The 18037-nt window shown below is 64.7% G+C and carries 20 protein-coding genes; 4 read left to right on the top strand and 16 right to left on the bottom strand.

Features of this window, described 5'->3' with window-relative positions:
• Window positions 1-53: 53 nt before the first annotated feature.
• Both rpsI and rplM read right to left on the bottom strand, forming a co-directional pair.
• Window positions 54-446, bottom strand: coding sequence for a 30S ribosomal protein S9 (gene rpsI, locus FHY19_RS17165; protein WP_005990700.1), 393 nt, complete (start codon window positions 444-446; stop codon window positions 54-56).
• 2 nt (window positions 447-448) lie between these two features.
• On the bottom strand, window positions 449-877 hold the full coding sequence (rplM, locus tag FHY19_RS17160) for a 50S ribosomal protein L13 (RefSeq protein WP_003483082.1): 429 nt from the start codon (window positions 875-877) through the stop codon (window positions 449-451).
• 181 nt (window positions 878-1058) lie between these two features.
• Here rplM and coq7 point away from each other — a divergent pair, with 181 nt between their 5' ends.
• Window positions 1059-1712, top strand: coding sequence for a 2-polyprenyl-3-methyl-6-methoxy-1,4-benzoquinone monooxygenase (gene coq7 / locus FHY19_RS17155; protein WP_259155797.1), 654 nt, complete (start codon window positions 1059-1061; stop codon window positions 1710-1712).
• 374 nt (window positions 1713-2086) lie between these two features.
• Here the strand turns inward: coq7 and FHY19_RS17150 are convergent, their stop codons facing one another.
• Window positions 2087-2401, bottom strand: coding sequence for a multidrug efflux SMR transporter (locus tag FHY19_RS17150; RefSeq protein WP_005990694.1), 315 nt, complete (start codon window positions 2399-2401; stop codon window positions 2087-2089).
• 163 nt (window positions 2402-2564) lie between these two features.
• Complete coding sequence (speD, locus tag FHY19_RS17145; protein ID WP_005990692.1) at window positions 2565-3359, bottom strand: adenosylmethionine decarboxylase; 795 nt, start codon at window positions 3357-3359, stop codon at window positions 2565-2567.
• Window positions 3360-3496: 137 nt separating this feature from the next.
• On the opposite strand from speD, the gene crp reads away from it, so the two are divergent.
• Complete coding sequence (crp, locus tag FHY19_RS17140) at window positions 3497-4189, top strand: cAMP-activated global transcriptional regulator CRP (protein ID WP_029218612.1); 693 nt, start codon at window positions 3497-3499, stop codon at window positions 4187-4189.
• Window positions 4190-4484: 295 nt separating this feature from the next.
• On the opposite strand, the gene FHY19_RS17135 is transcribed toward crp, so the two are convergent.
• From FHY19_RS17135 to rpe, 11 genes are all read right to left on the bottom strand, one after another.
• Window positions 4485-5201: a haloacid dehalogenase-like hydrolase gene (locus FHY19_RS17135; RefSeq protein WP_259167418.1), complete on the bottom strand. Its 717-nt coding sequence runs from the start codon at window positions 5199-5201 to the stop codon at window positions 4485-4487.
• Window positions 5194-5991: an indole-3-glycerol phosphate synthase TrpC gene (trpC, locus tag FHY19_RS17130; protein WP_259167416.1), complete on the bottom strand. Its 798-nt coding sequence runs from the start codon at window positions 5989-5991 to the stop codon at window positions 5194-5196. The genes FHY19_RS17135 and trpC overlap by 8 nt, the downstream gene beginning before the upstream one ends.
• Window positions 5992-6132: 141 nt before the next feature.
• The gene (gene trpD, locus FHY19_RS17125; RefSeq protein WP_259167415.1) at window positions 6133-7170 is read right to left on the bottom strand and encodes an anthranilate phosphoribosyltransferase; all 1038 of its coding nucleotides are present in this window, start codon (window positions 7168-7170) and stop codon (window positions 6133-6135) included.
• 125 nt (window positions 7171-7295) lie between these two features.
• The gene (locus FHY19_RS17120) at window positions 7296-7928 is read right to left on the bottom strand and encodes a flavin reductase family protein (RefSeq protein ID WP_259167414.1); all 633 of its coding nucleotides are present in this window, start codon (window positions 7926-7928) and stop codon (window positions 7296-7298) included.
• 199 nt (window positions 7929-8127) lie between these two features.
• The gene (locus FHY19_RS17115) at window positions 8128-8706 is read right to left on the bottom strand and encodes an aminodeoxychorismate/anthranilate synthase component II (protein ID WP_259167413.1); all 579 of its coding nucleotides are present in this window, start codon (window positions 8704-8706) and stop codon (window positions 8128-8130) included.
• Between the two features lie 10 nt (window positions 8707-8716).
• The gene (locus tag FHY19_RS17110) at window positions 8717-9472 is read right to left on the bottom strand and encodes an SIMPL domain-containing protein (RefSeq protein WP_259167412.1); all 756 of its coding nucleotides are present in this window, start codon (window positions 9470-9472) and stop codon (window positions 8717-8719) included.
• A gap of 31 nt (window positions 9473-9503) precedes the next feature.
• The gene (locus FHY19_RS17105; RefSeq protein WP_259167411.1) at window positions 9504-10565 is read right to left on the bottom strand and encodes an aminotransferase class I/II-fold pyridoxal phosphate-dependent enzyme; all 1062 of its coding nucleotides are present in this window, start codon (window positions 10563-10565) and stop codon (window positions 9504-9506) included.
• Window positions 10565-12040, bottom strand: coding sequence for an anthranilate synthase component I (trpE, locus tag FHY19_RS17100; RefSeq protein WP_259167410.1), 1476 nt, complete (start codon window positions 12038-12040; stop codon window positions 10565-10567). Before trpE ends, FHY19_RS17105 begins: the two co-directional genes overlap by 1 nt.
• Window positions 12041-12495: 455 nt before the next feature.
• Window positions 12496-13425, bottom strand: coding sequence for a lipid kinase YegS (yegS, locus tag FHY19_RS17095; protein ID WP_259167409.1), 930 nt, complete (start codon window positions 13423-13425; stop codon window positions 12496-12498).
• 377 nt (window positions 13426-13802) lie between these two features.
• The gene (locus FHY19_RS17090; protein WP_259167408.1) at window positions 13803-14294 is read right to left on the bottom strand and encodes a GNAT family N-acetyltransferase; all 492 of its coding nucleotides are present in this window, start codon (window positions 14292-14294) and stop codon (window positions 13803-13805) included.
• Window positions 14291-14992: a ribulose-phosphate 3-epimerase gene (rpe, locus tag FHY19_RS17085; RefSeq protein ID WP_259167407.1), complete on the bottom strand. Its 702-nt coding sequence runs from the start codon at window positions 14990-14992 to the stop codon at window positions 14291-14293. The genes FHY19_RS17090 and rpe overlap by 4 nt, the downstream gene beginning before the upstream one ends.
• Window positions 14993-15276: 284 nt before the next feature.
• Here rpe and FHY19_RS17080 point away from each other — a divergent pair, with 284 nt between their 5' ends.
• A complete protein-coding gene (locus tag FHY19_RS17080) occupies window positions 15277-16116 on the top strand; it encodes an outer membrane beta-barrel protein (RefSeq protein ID WP_259167405.1) in 840 nt (279 codons plus the stop codon).
• A gap of 119 nt (window positions 16117-16235) precedes the next feature.
• Here FHY19_RS17080 and FHY19_RS17075 read toward each other — a convergent pair whose 3' ends face one another.
• Window positions 16236-16565, bottom strand: a complete 330-nt coding sequence (locus FHY19_RS17075) for a J domain-containing protein (protein WP_046963407.1) — start codon at window positions 16563-16565, stop codon at window positions 16236-16238.
• Window positions 16566-16771: 206 nt separating this feature from the next.
• On the opposite strand from FHY19_RS17075, the gene FHY19_RS17070 reads away from it, so the two are divergent.
• On the top strand, window positions 16772-17698 hold the full coding sequence (locus tag FHY19_RS17070) for a phosphoribosylaminoimidazolesuccinocarboxamide synthase (protein ID WP_259155811.1): 927 nt from the start codon (window positions 16772-16774) through the stop codon (window positions 17696-17698).
• The last annotated feature ends 339 nt before the right edge of the window (window positions 17699-18037 follow it).

The following is an 18037-nucleotide window of genomic DNA, read 5'->3' as shown; positions in this document are numbered from 1 at the left end:
CGGGCTTTTGAAGCACGCGCCCCGGCGAACCGGGACGCAGCAAACGCGATGGATCAGCGCTTGGAGAACTGGGTCGCGCGACGGGCCTTGTGCAGACCGACCTTCTTACGCTCGACTTCACGGGCGTCGCGGGTCATGAAGCCAGCCTTGCGCAGCTCGGACTTCAGGGTTTCGTCGTACTCGACCAGTGCACGGGCGATGCCCAGACGGATCGCACCGGCCTGACCGGTGGTGCCGCCGCCGGAAGCGGTGACCAGGATGTCGAAGCTTTCGGTGTTCTTGGTCAGCTCGAGCGGCTGGCGCACGATCATGCGCGCCGTCTCACGGCCAAAGAACTCGTCCAGCGGACGGTCGTTGACGGTGATCTTGCCAGTGCCCTTGCGCAGGAACACGCGAGCGGTGGAGGACTTGCGGCGGCCAGTGCCGTAGTTTTGCGTGATAGCCATGATTAGATATCCAGAACTTGCGGCTGCTGGGCGGCGTGCGGATGCTCGGCACCCGAATACACCTTGAGCTTGCGGTACATGGTGCGGCCCAGGGGGCCCTTCGGCAGCATGCCCTTGACGGCGATTTCGATCACGCGCTCCGGGTGGCGCTGCAGCGCCTGCTCCAGGCTCTCGGTCTTCAAGTTACCGATGTAGCCGGTGAAGCGGTGATACTTCTTGTCTTTCAGCTTGTTGCCCGTGACGACGATCTTCTCGGCATTGATCACCACGAGGTAATCGCCGGTATCGACGTGAGGGGTGTAAACCGGCTTGTGCTTGCCGCGCAGGCGGCGGGCCAGTTCGGTGGACAGACGGCCGAGCGTCTTGCCGGCGGCGTCGACGAGATACCAGTCGCGCTGGACGGTCTCGGACTTGGCGGTGAACGTAGTCATGAGAAAACTCTTGAGTGGTCGGGCGGATTGCAGCGGCAATGACCGCTGGAACTTTGCCACGCGTTGTGAAGGCGAAACATAAGAGGCGGGATTGTACGCGGCAGCCCGTAGCGGCGCAAGTCGTACCGCTACCGGGGCCAAGATGGTTGGCAGCGGATCGGCCGGGCGCCAGAATCGAGACATGACCCAGACCTCCCCCACCCGACTGCACAGCCCGCTCGATCGACTCCTGGTCGAAGCCCAGCGCGCGCTGGAGACCGTCTTCGGCAACCCGCCCGCCGAGCGCCCCAACCCCGCCGCCGACACCCCCGATGTCGCGTTGCAGCCAGACCAGCGGCGCCATGCCGCCGGGCTGATGCGCATCAACCATGTCGGCGAGGTCTGTGCGCAAGGCCTGTACTTTGGCCAGGCGGCCGTCGCCCGCGACGCGCACACCCAGCATCACCTGCTGGAAGCCGCGCAGGAAGAGACCGACCACCTGGCCTGGTGCGCGGATCGCCTGCACGAACTGGACAGCCGCCCCAGCCTGCTCAACCCGGTGTGGTATGCCGGCAGCTACGCGCTGGGCGCCCTGGCCGGCCTGCGCGGCGACGACTGGAGCCTGGGCTTCGTGGTCGAGACCGAGCGCCAGGTGGAAGCCCACCTGGACGAGCACCTGGAGACCCTGCCGGAGATCGACCAACGCAGCCGCGCGATCCTGCGGGTGATGAAAATCGACGAAGCCCGCCACGCCGACCAGGCCGAACAAGCCGGCGCCCGCATCCTGCCGCCGCCCATCCCCACCGCCATGGCCCTGGCCTCCAAGCTGATGAAGACCCTCGCCTACAGGCTCTAGGGATTGGGGGATGGGAGGCCGCCGGCACCTGCAAACCATGCGCCGCACTTTGCAGCACCCACCCGGAGCAAAGCCCCCTTTGTTAAGGGGGCGCGCCGAAGGCGCGGGGATAGGTAGCCACGAAGTCGGGGCCCAAGATTTGCAAAGCAAATCTTGGGGGTCAGAACCGCCAAGCGGAGCTACAGGCTCTAGCGATGGGGACTGTCGGCCGCCGGCAGCTGCAAACCATGCGCCGCACCTTGCAGCACCCACCCGGAGCCAAAGCCCCCTTTGTTAAGGGGGCGCGCCGAAGGCGCGGGGATAGGTAGCCACGAAGTCGGGGCCCAAGATTTGCAAAGCAAATCTTGGGGGTCAGAACCGCGAAGCGGAGCTGACTACGACACCAACTTCAATCCAATCACCCCGGCGACGATCAGCCCGATGCAGGCCAGACGCGACCACGATGCGCTGTCGCCAAACAGGGCGATGCCGGCAATGGTCACGCCCAGTGCGCCGATGCCGGTCCAGATCGCGTAGCCGGTACCGACCGGAATCGTCTTCAGCGCCTGGGTCAAGAACCACAGGCTGATGCCGGCCAGGCCGATCGTCAGCACGGTTGGCCACAGCCGCGTAAACCCGTCGCTGTATTTCAGGCCCATGGCGAAGCCGATTTCGAACAGGCCGGCCAGTACAAGATAGATCCAGGGCATTGCAGTACTCCTCACAGAAAAAAACGGACAAAAAAAAAGCGACCCAGTGTCTGCACACTGGGCCGCCGTCGGCTGTGGAACGCGAGGTCATCGCGTGGCGGGCCGTCCCGCCTTGAGTCGTTGACGCACCTGAAACAAGGGCGCAACCGGTGATTCTTTACGATTACTCGCTCAGGTTACGCCCATGGAAAAGCTCTTCGATCTCGCGCTTGAGCAGCGTCTCGATCTTCATGCGCTCCTTGAACGACAGGTTCTTGGCACGCTCCTCGAACAGGTACTGGTCCAGGTCGAAATCCTTCAGGTGCATCTTGGTGTGGAAGATGTTTTCCTGATAGACGTTCACATCGAACATCTCGTAGCGCGACTTCACGTTCTTGGCGAGGAAGTGCTGGATCGAGTTGATCTTGTGGTCGATGTAGTGCTTCTTGCCCTTCACATCGCGGGTGAAGCCACGGACGCGGTAGTCCATGATCACGATGTCCGATTCCAGACTTTCGATCAGGTAGTTCAGGGCCTTCAGCGGCGAGATGACGCCACAGGTGGCGACATCGATGTCGGCGCGGAACGTGGCGATGCCTTCCTGCGGATGCGTCTCCGGGTATGTATGGACAGTTATATGGCTCTTGTCCATATGAGCGACCACGGCATCGGAGATCAGCTCCTTGCCGGCCTGCTTCTTGTCGATCACCGGTTCTTCGGAGATCAGGATCGTCACCGATGCGCCCTGCGGATCGTAGTCCTGACGTGCGATATTGAGGATGTTGGCGCCAATGATCTCGGCCACATCGGTCAGGATCTGCGTCAGACGATCGGCGTCGTACTGCTCATCGATATACTCGATGTAGCGCTGACGCTCTTCTTCGGTACGCGCATAACAGACGTCGTAGATGTTGAAGCTCAACGCCTTGGTGAGGTTGTTGAACCCCTGTAGCCTCAGGCGAGGCAACGGCTTGACCACGTCGGTCTGTCCTTATGGAAAGCGGGAAAGGAGTCAATTATGAGCCAAAGATCCCAGCAACGAAATGCCGATGTTGAGAATGGTTTACCTTGCATGACTCATGCCGTTAAGCTTCAGGAATTACACGCGGAACTACCATGAGCCCAGGAAACACGACGGTTGTCACTACGACGGTACGTAACGCTACCCCTTCACTGGCGCTGGACGCGGGCACCATCGAGCGTTTTCTGGCGCACAGCCACCGCAGGCGCTATCCGACCCGGACCGATGTGTTCCGGCCAGGAGACCCGGCCGGCACCCTCTACTACGTGATCAGCGGCTCGGTGAGCATCATTGCCGAGGAAGATGACGATCGTGAGTTGGTGCTGGGCTACTTCGGTAGCGGCGAGTTCGTCGGCGAGATGGGGTTGTTCATCGAATCCGATACGCGCGAGGTGATCCTGCGCACCCGTACCCAGTGCGAATTGGCGGAAATCAGCTACGAGCGCCTGCAGCAGCTGTTTCAGACCAGCCTGTCGCCGGATGCCCCCCGCATCCTGTACGCGCTGGGTGTTCAGCTTTCGAAACGGCTGCTCGATACCACAAGGAAAGCCAGCCGCCTGGCGTTCCTGGATGTGACCGACCGCATCGTGCGCACCTTGCACGATCTGTCCAAGGAACCGGAAGCGATGAGCCATCCACAGGGCACGCAGCTGCGTGTTTCGCGGCAGGAGCTCGCACGCCTGGTCGGTTGCTCGCGCGAAATGGCCGGACGGGTGCTCAAGAAGCTGCAGGCCGATGGCTTGCTGCATGCACGCGGCAAGACCGTCGTGCTGTACGGCACGCGCTAAGCGCACGGCGCAGCCGGTGCCCAGTGCACTGGCTGCCTGCCGATGTCACAACCAAGGCAGTTCCGCTCTGTGCTTTAGCGCTCGCTTGGCACCACTCAATGGCGCGGTTTTGCGCGATACCTCTTATAAGAGCGTTTGCAACCGATCAGGCCGCACGGTCTGTACCGCGATTGCATCACAGTCCTGACGATCCGTTGATCGCAGCAGCCTCAGGCGTCTGCCGACCAATCACCTGCGAGACGGGCGGCCTGTCGGTGCGACTGGGCAGTGTCTTGGCCAGACGCTTGCGCCTGTCTCAGAGCGCCTTGCCGCCACGGTCGCGGCAACCCCAGTTGAGGATCGGCGTGCCGGCGGGCAGCACCTGCCGGAACAGCTCTTCGCGATTGGCCTTGGGATTGACCACCACCGGCGCGCGTGCAGCCTTCAACAGCGGCAGGTCTGCGGTGCTGTCCGAATACGCGATGGCGATGTCGGCGTAACCGCGCTCGCGCAGCATGCGCATCTTTTCTTCGTTGTGGCAGTGGCGCCGCGCGGTGACCGCGCCCAGACGCGGCCCGACCAGGCTGCCGATCACCGGCACGTCCTGATGGGCCACGAACCCGAGAATCGCGCGCGCCAGCTCGGGCGGCGCGCCGGTGGCCACCACCACGCGATCGCCGGCAGCGCGGTGGTCGGTGAAGACCTTCAGTGCGTGCGGGAGCAGGCGCTGCCGGATCTGCGCTTCATGCTTGAGCACGTAAGCGTCGATGAAACGATTGAACTCGCGCGCACGGTGCAGGCCGAAGGTCGCGATCCAGACGTAACCGGATACGCCGCGGCGGCGGGTGGGCAGCATCGCCACCATGGGTCCGAGAATCGGCGAGGCCAGCAGCGCAACCAGCAGACGCAGCGGGTTGCGCTTGATCAACCAGGCGAACAGATGGCTGCCCGAATCGCCATCGTACAAGGTGTGGTCGAAATCGAAGACCACCAGCGGCGCATCGTCGCGCGGTGCGGGAAACGACTCAGTCATGCGCGAAGAATAGCTGACGCAGCGACTCGCCGGGTTCGGGCGCACGCATGAAGGTCTCGCCGACCAGAAACGCGTTCACGCCATGGCTGCGCATCAGCTGGACGTCGGCATGGGTGACGATGCCGCTTTCGGTGACCAGGATGCGGTCGCGCGGCACTGCAGCGCGCATGTCCAGCGTGGTCTGCAGCGACACTTCGAAGGTGCGCAGATTGCGGTTGTTGATGCCGATCAGTGGCACCGGCACCTGCACCGCGCGCTCGAGCTCGTCGATGTCGTGCACTTCCACCAGCACGTCCAGCCCCAGTTGCATCGCCAGACCGGAGAGATCGGCCAGCTGCGCGTCTTCCAGCGCCGAGACGATCAGCAGGATGCAATCGGCACCCAGCACGCGCGCTTCGTAGACCTGGTACGGGTCGACGGTGAAATCCTTGCGCAGCACCGGCAGCGTGCAGGCGTCGCGCGCCTGGCGCAGATAGGCATCCGAACCCTGGAAGAAATCCACATCGGTCAGTACTGACAGGCAGCTGGCGCCGCCGAATTCGTAGCTGACCGCAATGTCGGCCGGATGGAAATCCGGGCGGATCACGCCCTTGGACGGGCTGGCCTTCTTCACTTCGGCGATCACGGCAGGCTCGCCAGCGGCGATGCTGGCCTGCATGGCGGCGGCGAACCCGCGCGTGAGCGGCAGGTCTGCGCTGCGTGCGACCAGTTCGGCCAGCGGCACGCGCGCACTGCGCTCGGCGATTTCTTCGGCCTTGCGGGCAAGGATGGTGTTGAGGATATCGCTCATGGTATCGGGTCCTGGCGGGCAGGCATTATCGGTCAAGACGACCACAACGGGCCGTTGCTGCACGCGAACATGCGCAGCATGCCCGTTGGAAGGGTAAGGAGCGGCCGCGCGATTGCCGCAACGTTGCGGCCGGATGCATGGTCAGCGCGATGCACCGAGCTGACGCGTAAAGGCGACATACGCGTCCAGACGGGCGCGCGCCGAACCATCGGCCAGCACCGCACGCGCACGCACCACGCCGGCAGCGATGCTGTCGGAGATGCCTGCCACATACAAGGCCGCGCCCGCGTTGAGCGCGACGATGTCCAGTGCCGGGCCGGGCACGTTGTCCAGCACCCGCAACAGCATCGTGCGCGATTCGGCCGCATCGGCCACCTTGAGGTTGCGGCTGGCCGACATGGCGATGCCGAAATCTTCCGGATGCACTTCGTATTCGCGCACCTGGCCATCGCGCAATTCACCGACCAGGGTGCCGGCGCCGAGCGAGAGTTCGTCCATGCCGTCGCGCCCCCACACCACCAGCGCGCGTTCGGCGCCAAGTTCCTGCAGCACGCGCGCCTGGATACCGACCAGATCCGGATGGAACACGCCCATCAGGATGTTGGGCGAACCGGCCGGGTTGGTCAGCGGGCCCAGGATGTTGAAGATGGTGCGCACGCCCATTTCGCGGCGGACCGGCGCTACCACCTTCATGGCCGGGTGATGCACCGGCGCGTACATGAAGCCGATACCGGTCTGTGCCAGCGATGCGGCCACCTGCTCGGGCTGCAGTTCGATCACCGCGCCCAATGCTTCCAGCGCGTCGGCGCTGCCGGATTTGGAGGACACGCTGCGGTTGCCATGCTTGGCGACCTTGGCGCCGCCGGCCGCAGCCACGAACATCGCGCAGGTGGAGATGTTGAAGGTATGCGAGCCATCGCCGCCGGTGCCGACGATGTCGACCATGTGCTGGCGATCGCCCACCTCCACGCGGCGCGAGAATTCGCGCATCACCGTGGCGGCGCCGGCGATCTCGCCGATGGTTTCCTTCTTGACCCGTAACCCGGTGAGGATGGCGGCGACCATCATGTCCGAGACCTCGCCACGCATGATCTGGCGCATCAGCTCGACCATCTCGTCGTGGAAGATTTCGCGGTGTTCGATGGTGCGTTGCAGGGCTTCTTGGGGCGTGATGGGCATGGAAACGGCCATAGACAGGTGGAAAACGGCTGCAGGCGAGGCCTGCAGTGTGTCGCGCAAGGGTGACCGCACAGGGCTGGCACAGGCAGCCAGGTGCGCAGGACCGAATCGACGCGGTCAGTCGGTCATTGCCCGGGCCGATGCATGCGGAAGCGCGCCTGCGGCTGCACTTCGAAATAATCGGCCGGACCACCGGCCCGCAGAATGGTCTGCACCCTGGCCGGGTCGTAGATGCCGTCATCGAGCGCGGCATGCGCAAGATGCACACCGACCACTTCGCCGAGCACCAACCAGGTTTCTACGGCCTGACCGCTTGCGCTGTGCAGCTGCAGCAGCTGACTCAACCGGCACTCGAAACTGACCGGGCTTGCGGCCACACGCGGCGCATCGATCACACGCGACGGCGCCATCTGCAACCCCGCAAGCGCGAACTCGTCGACCTCCGACGGCACCATCGCGGCGCTTGCGTTCATCGCCTCGGCAAGCGGGCGTGTGGCCAGATTCCAGGTGAACTGGCCGGTGGCTTCGATGTTACGCAGGCTGTCCTTGCGCCCGATGCTGGCAAAACCGACGATCGGCGGGGTGTAATTGAAGGCGTTGAAGAAGCTATACGGCGCCAGATTGGCGATGCCCTCGGCGCTGCGCGAGCCGATCCAGCCGATCGGGCGCGGGCCGACGATGGCATTGAACGGGTCATGCGGCAGCCCGTGGCCTTGCGCCGGTTCGTAGAAATGCATGCTGTCGTTGGACGTGTTCATCGCGAAATGACCTTGGGTAATTGCGAGGCATGCAGGCCTTGCTCGGCGATGCAGCGAGGTCTGCGTGCGGCAGTGAAGCCGTCAGCGAACCACTGCGCCTTGTGCTGGCGGCAGCCATGCCGGCGCCGTTGCCGCGCCGGTGCATGGATGCCGATGCAAGCCGCGCCGCCGGCGGCAACATGCGTGGCGAGCATCGCGATCAACGCTCCAGAAAGTTTTTCAGCAGGGCATGACCATGCTGGGTCAGGATCGACTCGGGATGGAACTGCACGCCTTCCACCGGGAACTGACGGTGGCGCAGCCCCATGATCTCTTCCACCGAACCATCCGGATTCTCGGTCCAGGCAGTGACCTCCAGTGCATCCGGCAGGGTGGTCTTGTCCACCACCAGCGAGTGATAGCGCGTGGCCTCGTAACTGTCCGGCAGGCCGGCGAATACGCCCTTGCCTTCGTGGCGGATCGGCGAGGTCTTGCCATGCATGATGTTGCCGGCACGGATCACATCGCCGCCGTAGACCTGGCCGATGCTTTGGTGGCCCAGGCATACGCCCAGGATCGGCGTGGTCTGGCCCAGCTGTTCGATCAGCTGCAGCGAAATGCCTGCCTCGTTGGGCGTGCACGGGCCGGGCGAGATCACGATGCGCTCAGGCTTGAGCGCGGCGATCGCATCGACGCTCATCGCATCGTTGCGCACTACCGTGACCTCGGCGCCCAGCGCCTGCAGGTACTGCACGAGGTTGTAGGTGAAGCTGTCGTAGTTATCGAGCATCAGCAGCATGGCAAGGGACTCATTGCGCGATCAGGAAGACCGCATAGATGTTTTCGGTGAGGGTGATGCTGCCGGCTTCGAGTGACTCGACGGTTGCACCGCTATCAGCAACAGGCGCGGGCGGTGCCGGTGATTCGACGACAAGGGAGGCTTGTGTCGGCCAACTCCCCGCCTGAATGCCATAGGCGAAATTCGGTGCGACATCAGAGATCGTATACAGCCCCTGAATCCTGACGCCATAAGCCTTGGCAAGTTCAGCGGCAGAACTGCGTGATTGGTCAGCAGCTGCGCGCTTGAGCTGCGCACGCACCTCGGCTTCCTTGCTGTAGGACGTCTTGATGCCGGATAGCTGGATCTCGTTGCTCGTCTTCATTTCACCAAGAAACTGCCGCGCGTCGTCAAGCGACCGGAATGACGCACCGATTCCGCGCTTGACTTCGGTACCTTCGAACTTTTGCGTTCCGTTCGGTACGTAGGAATAGGAGGGCTGTATCTGCAGCGACGATGCTTCGATGCTGTCCTTGAGCACGCGGTGCATCTTCAAGGCACTGAGGATCTGTTCGGCAGCCACTTGAACGCGCTTGCGTGCAAGTTCCGGTTGCAGATCCACTGCGCGAAAATTAATCGTCACAAAAAACCGATCAGGCATGACCGTTTTTTCTGCCTGTCCCTTCACCAATAAATGCGGCTGCGACGGCAGGCTGTTGACCTGCGCTATAGCCAATATCGGCAATGCAACCAGTGCCACGAGCACCCAACGCATTAATTGCTTCATCTGCCTTCTCCCTGGTGAATGATGCGCATGCTTATGGCACGCCGCGCTGCAGTGCCGCCACATCCGCACACAGGCGATCGACGGCCCCGGGCATGGTTGCCCACGAAGTGACGAAGCGGATCACTTGGCTGCCGTCGGTGCGGACTTCCCAACGTTCGAAGTCGTAGCGTTGGGCGATCTGCTCGGCCTGCTGCACGGTGACGGCGACGAATTGCTGATTGGTTGGCGAGTCGCTGGTGAATTCCACGCCCGCTGCCAGCAGGCCGGCGCGCAGGCGCTGCGCCATGGCGTTGGCGTGCGCGGCAAGCTCGAAGAACAAGCCATCTTCGAACAAGGTGGCGAATTGCGCGCCGAGCACCATGCCCTTGGCCAACAGCGCGCCGCGTTGCTTGATCAGATAGCGCAGATCGGCCTGCAGGGCGGGATGGATCACGACCAAGGCTTCGCCGAGCAGCGCACCGTTCTTGGTGCCACCGATGTAGAACGCATCGGTGAGCGCGGCAATGGTCGGCAGATCCAGATCGTTATCGTTGGCAGTCAGCGCTGCGCCCAGCCGCGCGCCATCCAGATACAGCAGCAGATTGCGTTCGCGACAGAAGCGCGACAGCGCTTCGAGTTCGGCACGCGTGTAGATGGTGCCGCTTTCGGTGCTGTTGGAGAGATAGACCAACCGCGGCTGCACCATGTGCTCGTTGCTGTGCACCGCAAGCACCGGCGCGATCAATGCAGGCGTCAGCTTGTCGTGCAGCGCCGGTACCGTGAGCACCTTGTGGCCGGTGGCTTCGATGGCGCCGGTTTCGTGCGTTGCGATGTGTCCAGCTTCGACCGCAATCACCGCCTGGTGCGGGCGCAGGAATGCGCTGATCGCAATCAGGTTGGTCTGCGTGCCGCCCACCAGCAGCTGCACGGCGGCCTGCGGCTGCGCGATGGCATCGCGAATCAATGCCGCCGCACGCTCGCTATGCCGATCGGTGCCATAGCCGCCGTTCTGCTCGACACTGGCCTGCACGATCGCCTGCAGCACACGCGGATGCGCGCCTTCGCTGTAATCGTTGCGAAAACTGATGCGCGCAGCGCTGCCCTGCCCGTCCATCACAGCCCCTTGGCGGCCTGGGCGACGGCGCGGAACAGCGCGCGTCCCTTGTTCATGGTCTCCTGCCATTCCAGGTCCGGGTCGGAGTCGTAGACCACGCCGCCGCCGGCTTGCACGTACAGATAACCGTCCTGGATCACCGCGGTGCGGATCGCAATCGCAGTGTCGGCATCGCCGTGCCAGCCGATATAACCGACCGCACCGGAATAGACGTTGCGCTTGACCGGCTCCAGCTCACGGATGATTTCCAGCGCGCGGATCTTCGGTGCGCCGCTGACGGTGCCGGCCGGGAAGGTGGCGCGCAGCACGTCGCTGTAATTGAGGCCGGCCTTGAGCGTGCCGGTGACCTCGCTGACGATATGCATGACGTGGCTATAGCGTTCGATGACGAACTGCTCGCCCACCTTGACCGTGCCCGGTTCGGCGACGCGACCGACATCGTTGCGGCCCAGATCGATCAGCATCACGTGCTCGGCGCGCTCTTTCGGGTCGGCCAGCAATTCTTCTTCCAGCGCCTTGTCCAGCTCCGGCGTGGCACCACGCGGACGGGTACCGGCGATCGGCCGCACGGTGACCACCCCATCGCGCAGGCGCGCCAGGATTTCCGGCGACGAGCCGACCACCTGCGTACCGCCGACATCGAGAAAATACATGTACGGCGAGGGATTGAGAGCGCGCAGCGCGCGATACACATCCACCGGGCGCGCCCGAAACGGCACGCGCAACCGCTGCGATGGCACTACCTGGAAGATATCGCCGGCGCGCACGTATTCCTGCGCCTTGCGCACCACCGCGTGGTACTCCTCGCGGGTAAACGAGGAATGGAAATCCGATTCGTCGATGGCATCGGAAATCTGCGCCTGCGGATACCCGGCGCCGCCCTGCCGCAGGCGGTGCGCCAACTCGTCCAGTCGACGGTTGGCGCGCACATAGGCCTGCGGCTGGCGCGGGTCGGCATGCACGATCAGGTACAGCCGGCCCTTGAGGTTGTCGAACACCGCCAGCTCTTCGGAGAGCATCAGCAGGATGTCGGGCGTGCCCAGCTCATCGGGTTTGTCGCCCGTGCCCAGGCGAGGTTCGATGTACTGGATGCACTCGAAGCCGAACCAGCCCACCAGCCCGCCGGTGAAGCCGGGCAAGCCGTCGAGTTGCGGCACCGAATGTTCGGCGCGCAGCGCGTCGACTTCGGCCAGCGGGTCGGCGACCTGCCGGGTGTCGATGACCTCGCCGTGCTCGCTGACTTCCAGCGTGTGGCCGCGGAAGCTGTACACACGCCGCGCCGGCAGGCCGATGATGGAATAGCGCCCGAAGCGCTCACCGCCTTCGACCGATTCGAACAGATAGGTGTAAGCGCCGTCGGCGAGCTTCAGATAGACCGACAGCGGCGTGTCCAGGTCGGACAGCACTTCGCGGACAACGGGGATACGGGTGTGACCTTCAGCGGCCTGGCGCTGGAACTGCTCTGCAGTGATCAAGACGACTTTCCTTCCGGGACTCTGTGGCGGGGCGGACGACGGCAACGGGCCACCATCGCCACCAGCGGCGAGCGGAAGAGAAGGAGCGTGGAGTCGTCAGGCGGGACACGCCACTACTGTAGCGCAAGTGCCGCTCCAGGGCAGCAGGCGCACAGGCAACTGCGGTGCACATTGCGAAGCTGGGTTGGGTTGGGTGTTGTCGGGCAGGCCGTCCGATGCGGACTGGCAGCGCTGCGGGCAGCGCGCGCCGTTGGTCATGCGTCTGTGCGCCGCAGGTCAGGCGTTGTTGGTCGCCGGTGCAGGGCAAGGTGCGCCTGGTGTCGGCATGGGTGTTGGCGCAGGAACCCTCACCCCAGCCGCTCTCCCGCAGCGGGAGGGGCTTCAAGCAGCGCGCACCGCATGGTCAGGTTTTATCAATCCCCACTCCTGGCTCACCAATCACGGCACCCAGGCGCTCACTCGCTGAGCAACGGGCAGTCCACCGGTAAATGCATCCGCAGCCGTGCCGGCACGCAGTCGATATGAAAATGCAGCGAGGTTTCCGGTTCGCCATCCAGGTTCAGCGTGAGCGGTTGCTGCGAGACGATTTCCAGCCAGGGCAGCCGCGCGCGCACGGCGACGCGTTCCAACGCCGCCTGCTTGCCGCCGGTGACCAGGGTGCCAAGCGTGGCGGCCACCTCGCCGTTGAGCGCTGGCACGATGGTGACGTCGAGCAGTCCATCGTCGATCAAGGCCTCCGGGCACAACGCCTGACCGCCGCCGGCCTGGCGCCCGTTGCCCAGGCCCAAGGCGATGAACTCGCCTTCCCAGCTGAAATCCGGACCTGAAAAACGGGCACTGATCGGGTCGATCCGGCCCAGCCGCGACATGCCGGTAATCAGGTAGGCCAGGCCGCCAAGCATTTTTTTCAGGCCTTCGTCGGTTTCCACCGTGACCTGGGTCCCGAAGCCGCCGCTGGCGACATTGGCGCACCAGTGGGGGCCATGTGCGGTGTCGATGCGCAGCAGGTCGATCGCGTGCGCGGGGCGCTCGGCAATCAGGTTCAGCGCATGGAGCGGTTCGATCGGCACGTTGGCGGCCGTGGCGAAATCATTGGCGGTGCCCAACGGGACCAGGCCCAGCGATGGCAGGCTGTCGGCATCGCCGTGGTGGTGCGCGAGCGCGGCGGCCACCTCGCTCAAGGTGCCGTCGCCGCCGGCGGCCACCACCGTCTGCACGCCATCGGTGACCGCTTCGGCAACGTAACGTTCGGCGTCACCCTCTTCCCAGGTGACGCGCACTTCGAGCTGCACGCCGCGGTTGCGCAACTCCCCCACCGCCTCACGCAGGTCCAGATTATCGGTGGACTTGCCGTTGAGGATCAGACGCCAGTGGGACGGGGCCATGCGCGCTGCCGATGCTGTGAGGGTGGTGGCCGCAGGCTAGCAGCGCGCCAATGGGTGGATCGTGAATACGTAATGCCATCGGGCTGTCATGGGCATGTCATCGACGACCCGGAGAGTAGAAGTCCATAGCAGGGACGACGGGCGGAGGCAGGATCAGCCTCCAATTTTCTTGAAGGCCGCTCCGGGTGGAGCGGCCTTCCTTTTGTGCGCGCTGCCCTTTGTGCGCGCTGCGGGGCGCGCAGCGACCAACAACGACTGCGCTCAGCGTCAGGCGGACTGGCGGTGCTCGTGACGGCATGGACCACGGGCAGATTCCGGCGCTGAGTGCGCCGCCCGTGTCCAGCTTTCGACTGCTCGCCCGGGTCTGCCGGCCGCTGTCAACCGCCCGCGGCAAATGCGGCCAGGCGCTCGCCATCGAGCCGGTACACCGTCCAACCGTCCATCGGGCGGGCGCCGACCGCCTGATAAAAGTCGATGGCCGGCTGATTCCAGTCCAGCACCGACCATTCGAAGCGTCCGCAGCCACGCTGCACCGCCAACCGGGCCAGATACCGCAGCAGCATCAGGCCGGCGCCCTTGCCGCGCGCTTCCGGGCGTACGAACAGGTCTTCCAGGTACAGGCCGTTGCGGCCCAGCCAGGTCGAGTAGTTGAAGAAATACACCGCAAAGCCCAATGCCTGGCCGTCTTGCTCGCAGATCAGCGCATGCGCGGTGGCGCGCTCGCCGAACAGGCTGGCGTGCAGGTCGTCGGGGGTGGCCTTGACCGCGTCGGGCTCGCGTTCGTAGATGGCCAACGCGGTGATCAGCTCATGCAACAGCGGCACATCGTCGGGTGTGGCGGGACGGATCTGCGGCGCCGGCTGACTCATCGCACCGCATCCACCGCCGCGCGCATCTGCGCGATCACCTGCGCATAGTCGGGCGCATTGAAGATCGCCGAGCCAGCCACGAAGGTATCGGCGCCGGCGGCAGCAATTGCGCCGATATTGTCGGCCTTGACCCCGCCATCGATCTCCAGCCGGATCGGCTTGCCCAGCGCATCGATTTTGCTGCGGATGGCGCGCAACTTATCCAGTGCCGACGGGATGAACGCCTGCCCGCCGAAACCGGGGTTGACCGACATCACCAGCACCAGATCCAGCTCCGGCAGCACCCAATCGAGAATATCCACCGGGGTGGCCGGATTGAGCACCAGCCCGGCCTGGCAGCCGTGCGACTTGATCAGCTGGATCGTGCGATGCACATGGCGGCTGGCTTCGGGATGGAAGCTGATGGTCGTGGCGCCGGCCTCGGCGAAATCCGGCACGATGCGATCCACCGGCTCGACCATCAGGTGCACGTCGATCGGCGCGGTGATGCCGTGCTTGCGCAGGGCCTGGCACACCATAGGGCCGATGGTCAGATTGGGCACGTAATGGTTGTCCATCACGTCGAAGTGCACCCAGTCGGCGCCGGCCTTGAGGACGTTGTTCACCTCTTCGCCAAGGCGGGCGAAATCGGCGGACAGGATGGACGGGGCGATTGCCGTCGGTTGCATGGGCAGCTCGGGAAAATGCAGGAGCCCCATTGTCGCAACCAGGGACCGGCGAGGAAAGCCGAGCCCGGCAGGAGGTTTGACCCAACCATCGCATGGATGGCAGGGGACCGGCCTTGCCTGGCATCCAGGCGAGCATCGGTAGAGGCGCAGGGGGCGCCTCCCCCCAGTCCGCATCGTCCGGATAGCATCCTGGCGTGCGCCAGGCGGCGCCGCACGGACGAGCGCGTCGCAAAACGCAGGCGCCGGTGCATCCGTAGCGGACGCGAGCGCGTACGTACCAGACCGGCGCGCCGCGCCAGATGTAAGGAGACCGCATGAAAACCACCCCGCTCGCTTCCGCCGCTCTCGTCCTGCTGGCCCTGGCCCCTTCGGCCTGGGCACAAACCGGCCCGGCCGACTGGTCCGGCTTTTCCCTAGGCGCCAATGTGGGCGGTGCCGATCCTGCCGGGGTGTCCGGCGGCCGTTTCGGCTTCGACACCAACCTGGATGGCCGCGACGGCGACCAGGTCAGCACCGCCACCGGTGCCGATGCGTTCTCGCCCGGCTTCTGCGGCGGCGCGGCGGCCGGGCGCACGCCGGCCAGCGGCTGCAGCAAGGACAAGGGCGGCGCCGAATACGGGGCGCGGCTGGGCTACGACTGGCAGGCCGGCAACTGGGTCTATGGCGTCGTGGCCGAGTACACCCGCAACGACATCCGCGACAGCGTCAGCGCCTTCAGCACCACGCCTGCGCTGTACACCTTCACCCGCCAGCTCAACCGTACCGCTGCGTTGCGCGGCCGGATCGGCTATGCCTTCGGCCAGCAGGGCGATTACTTGGCGTACTTCACCGCCGGCGTGGCGCGCGGCGAGTTCGACCACAGCTTTGCCAGCAGCAACTCCGCCAACAGCTTCACCGGCAGCGGCGGCGACAGCGCCGACGGCTATCAGGCCGGCGTCGGCCTGCAGCGTCGTTTGAGCGACCATGTCTCGGTGGGCGTGGAATACCTGTTCACCCGCCTGCAGGACGAAGACACCCGCGTGCGCGTGGGGCCGGGCACCGCGCCGGCCACCAACCCCTTCCTGCGCGTCAATCCGGCCGGCACCGACCTGCGCCGCACCGACACCGACTTTTCGACCAATGCGGTACGGCTGACGGCGACGTATCGCTTCTGATGCCTGCCTGATGGCAGCGCCACCCGGGCTGGGTCTGGGTGGCGCTGTTTTTTTGGGGATGCGCGGCGACCTGGCGTGCTGCCAACTTTAGAACGCGCTAGAACAGTCACTTCATCCAGTCAGCGCTTGCGTAGCCGCTGGATCCGGTCGTAGGCGGCGTTGATCTGGCTGGCTTTTTTTTCGGCTTGGCGACGGGCTTCCGGGTCGGCGTTGGCCACCTTGTCCGGGTGGTAGCGCGACATCAGCCGGCGATAGGCCAGATCGATCTCGGCCGTGGTGGCGTCCGGCTCCAGTCCAAGGGCTTCGTAGGGGTTTTCCGCGCGCCGCTTGAACCAGCCGGCATCCACCGCGTGCCCGATGGCCAGGCCGATCATCAGCCCCACGAAGGGCGCGCCGCGGAACAGCAGGGCGCCGGCCAATGCGCCGAGCAGTTTTCCGTACCAGGACATGAGCAATCGGGGCGGCAAGGCGGGCTGGCGATCTTACCCGAACGCCCGCCCGGCCTGGCTGACGGGCCGTCGACACCGGGTGTGCGGCGGCGGCCAATAAATCCAGCGGGGCGCGCCGAAGCGCCGTACACTACGCGGCCCGCTGCACACCCGCGGGCCCGCCGGGTCCCGGGGACAGCGTCATAGCGACGTCCTTAGGAGTGCCTGTGTCGACCACGCTGTTGCAATCCGATCTGCCCGGCCTGCCGTTGCGTCATCGTGGCAAGGTCCGCGATGTCTTCGATATTCCCCGCGAGCGCCTGCCCGCTGATGCGCCGCCCGGCGACTACCTGCTGATGGTGGCCACCGACCGCCTGTCCGCGTTCGATGTGGTGTTGCCGGACCCGATCCCCGGCAAGGGCGAGATGCTGTGCCAGGTCTCCAATTTCTGGTTCCACAAGACCGACCACCTGATGCCCAATCACCTGGTCAACATCGCGGTGGAGCAAGTGCTGCCCGACGGTGTGGACCCGACGCTCTATGCCAAACGTGCAGTGGTCACGCGCAAGCTCAAGCCGGTGCCGGTGGAGGCGATCGCGCGCGGCTATCTGATCGGCAGCGGCTGGAAGGACTATCAGCGCACCGGCAAGGTCAGCGGCATCGAATTGCCCGACGGCCTGCGCCAGGCCGAGAAACTGCCCGAGCCGATCTTTACCCCATCGACCAAGGCCGCCGTCGGCGACCATGACGAAAACATCGACTTCGACGCGATGGTCAAGACCGTGGGCGCAGAACTGGCCGAGCGCGTGCGCGATGCCACCTTGCGCATTTACCGCTTCGCCGCGGATTTTGCCGCCGAACGCGGCATTTTACTGGCCGACACCAAGTTCGAATTCGGCACCGACGCCGATGGCCGCCTGTACATCATGGACGAGATGCTGACCCCGGACTCGTCGCGCTACTGGCCGGCCGATCAATATGAAGTGGGCACGAGCCCGCCAAGCTACGACAAGCAGTTCGTGCGCGATTATCTGGAGACGCTGGACTGGGGCAAGACCGCACCGGGCCCGAGCCTGCCGGCAGAAGTGATCGAACGCACGCGCGCGAAATACGCCGAGGCACTGCAGCGGTTGGCGGGTATTTCGGTCGATTGATCTTCAAGGCCCCGCTCCAGAGGCTTTGAGGCTGTACTAAAGCAGCAATGGCGGGCAGCGCTCTTTTTGAGCGCTGAAGGACGCACCTGAGCAGGAACTCAATCGTCTTGATGTGCGCGATGCACAGGGCAATCGGCTTGCCGAGGATGGTCGCTTGGGCGACAGAGAGATTGCGCGCACGCACGCCGGACGATGCGCTGCGTGCACTGGGACGGGCAGATCTCTGCGATGCGCTGCGCAGCGCAAAGTGGCCGGGCGCACAGAACGCGATACATCTGTAACTTTTACTACTGTCCAGTTCGGGACTGTGCAAGCGTAGCTGCCGGCACCCGAGGTGCC

The sequence above is a fragment of the Xanthomonas sp. 4461 genome (assembly GCF_024806475.1).
GTDB classification, from domain to species: domain Bacteria; phylum Pseudomonadota; class Gammaproteobacteria; order Xanthomonadales; family Xanthomonadaceae; genus Xanthomonas; species Xanthomonas arboricola_F.
This window is presented reverse-complemented; position numbering and strand designations above follow the sequence as displayed.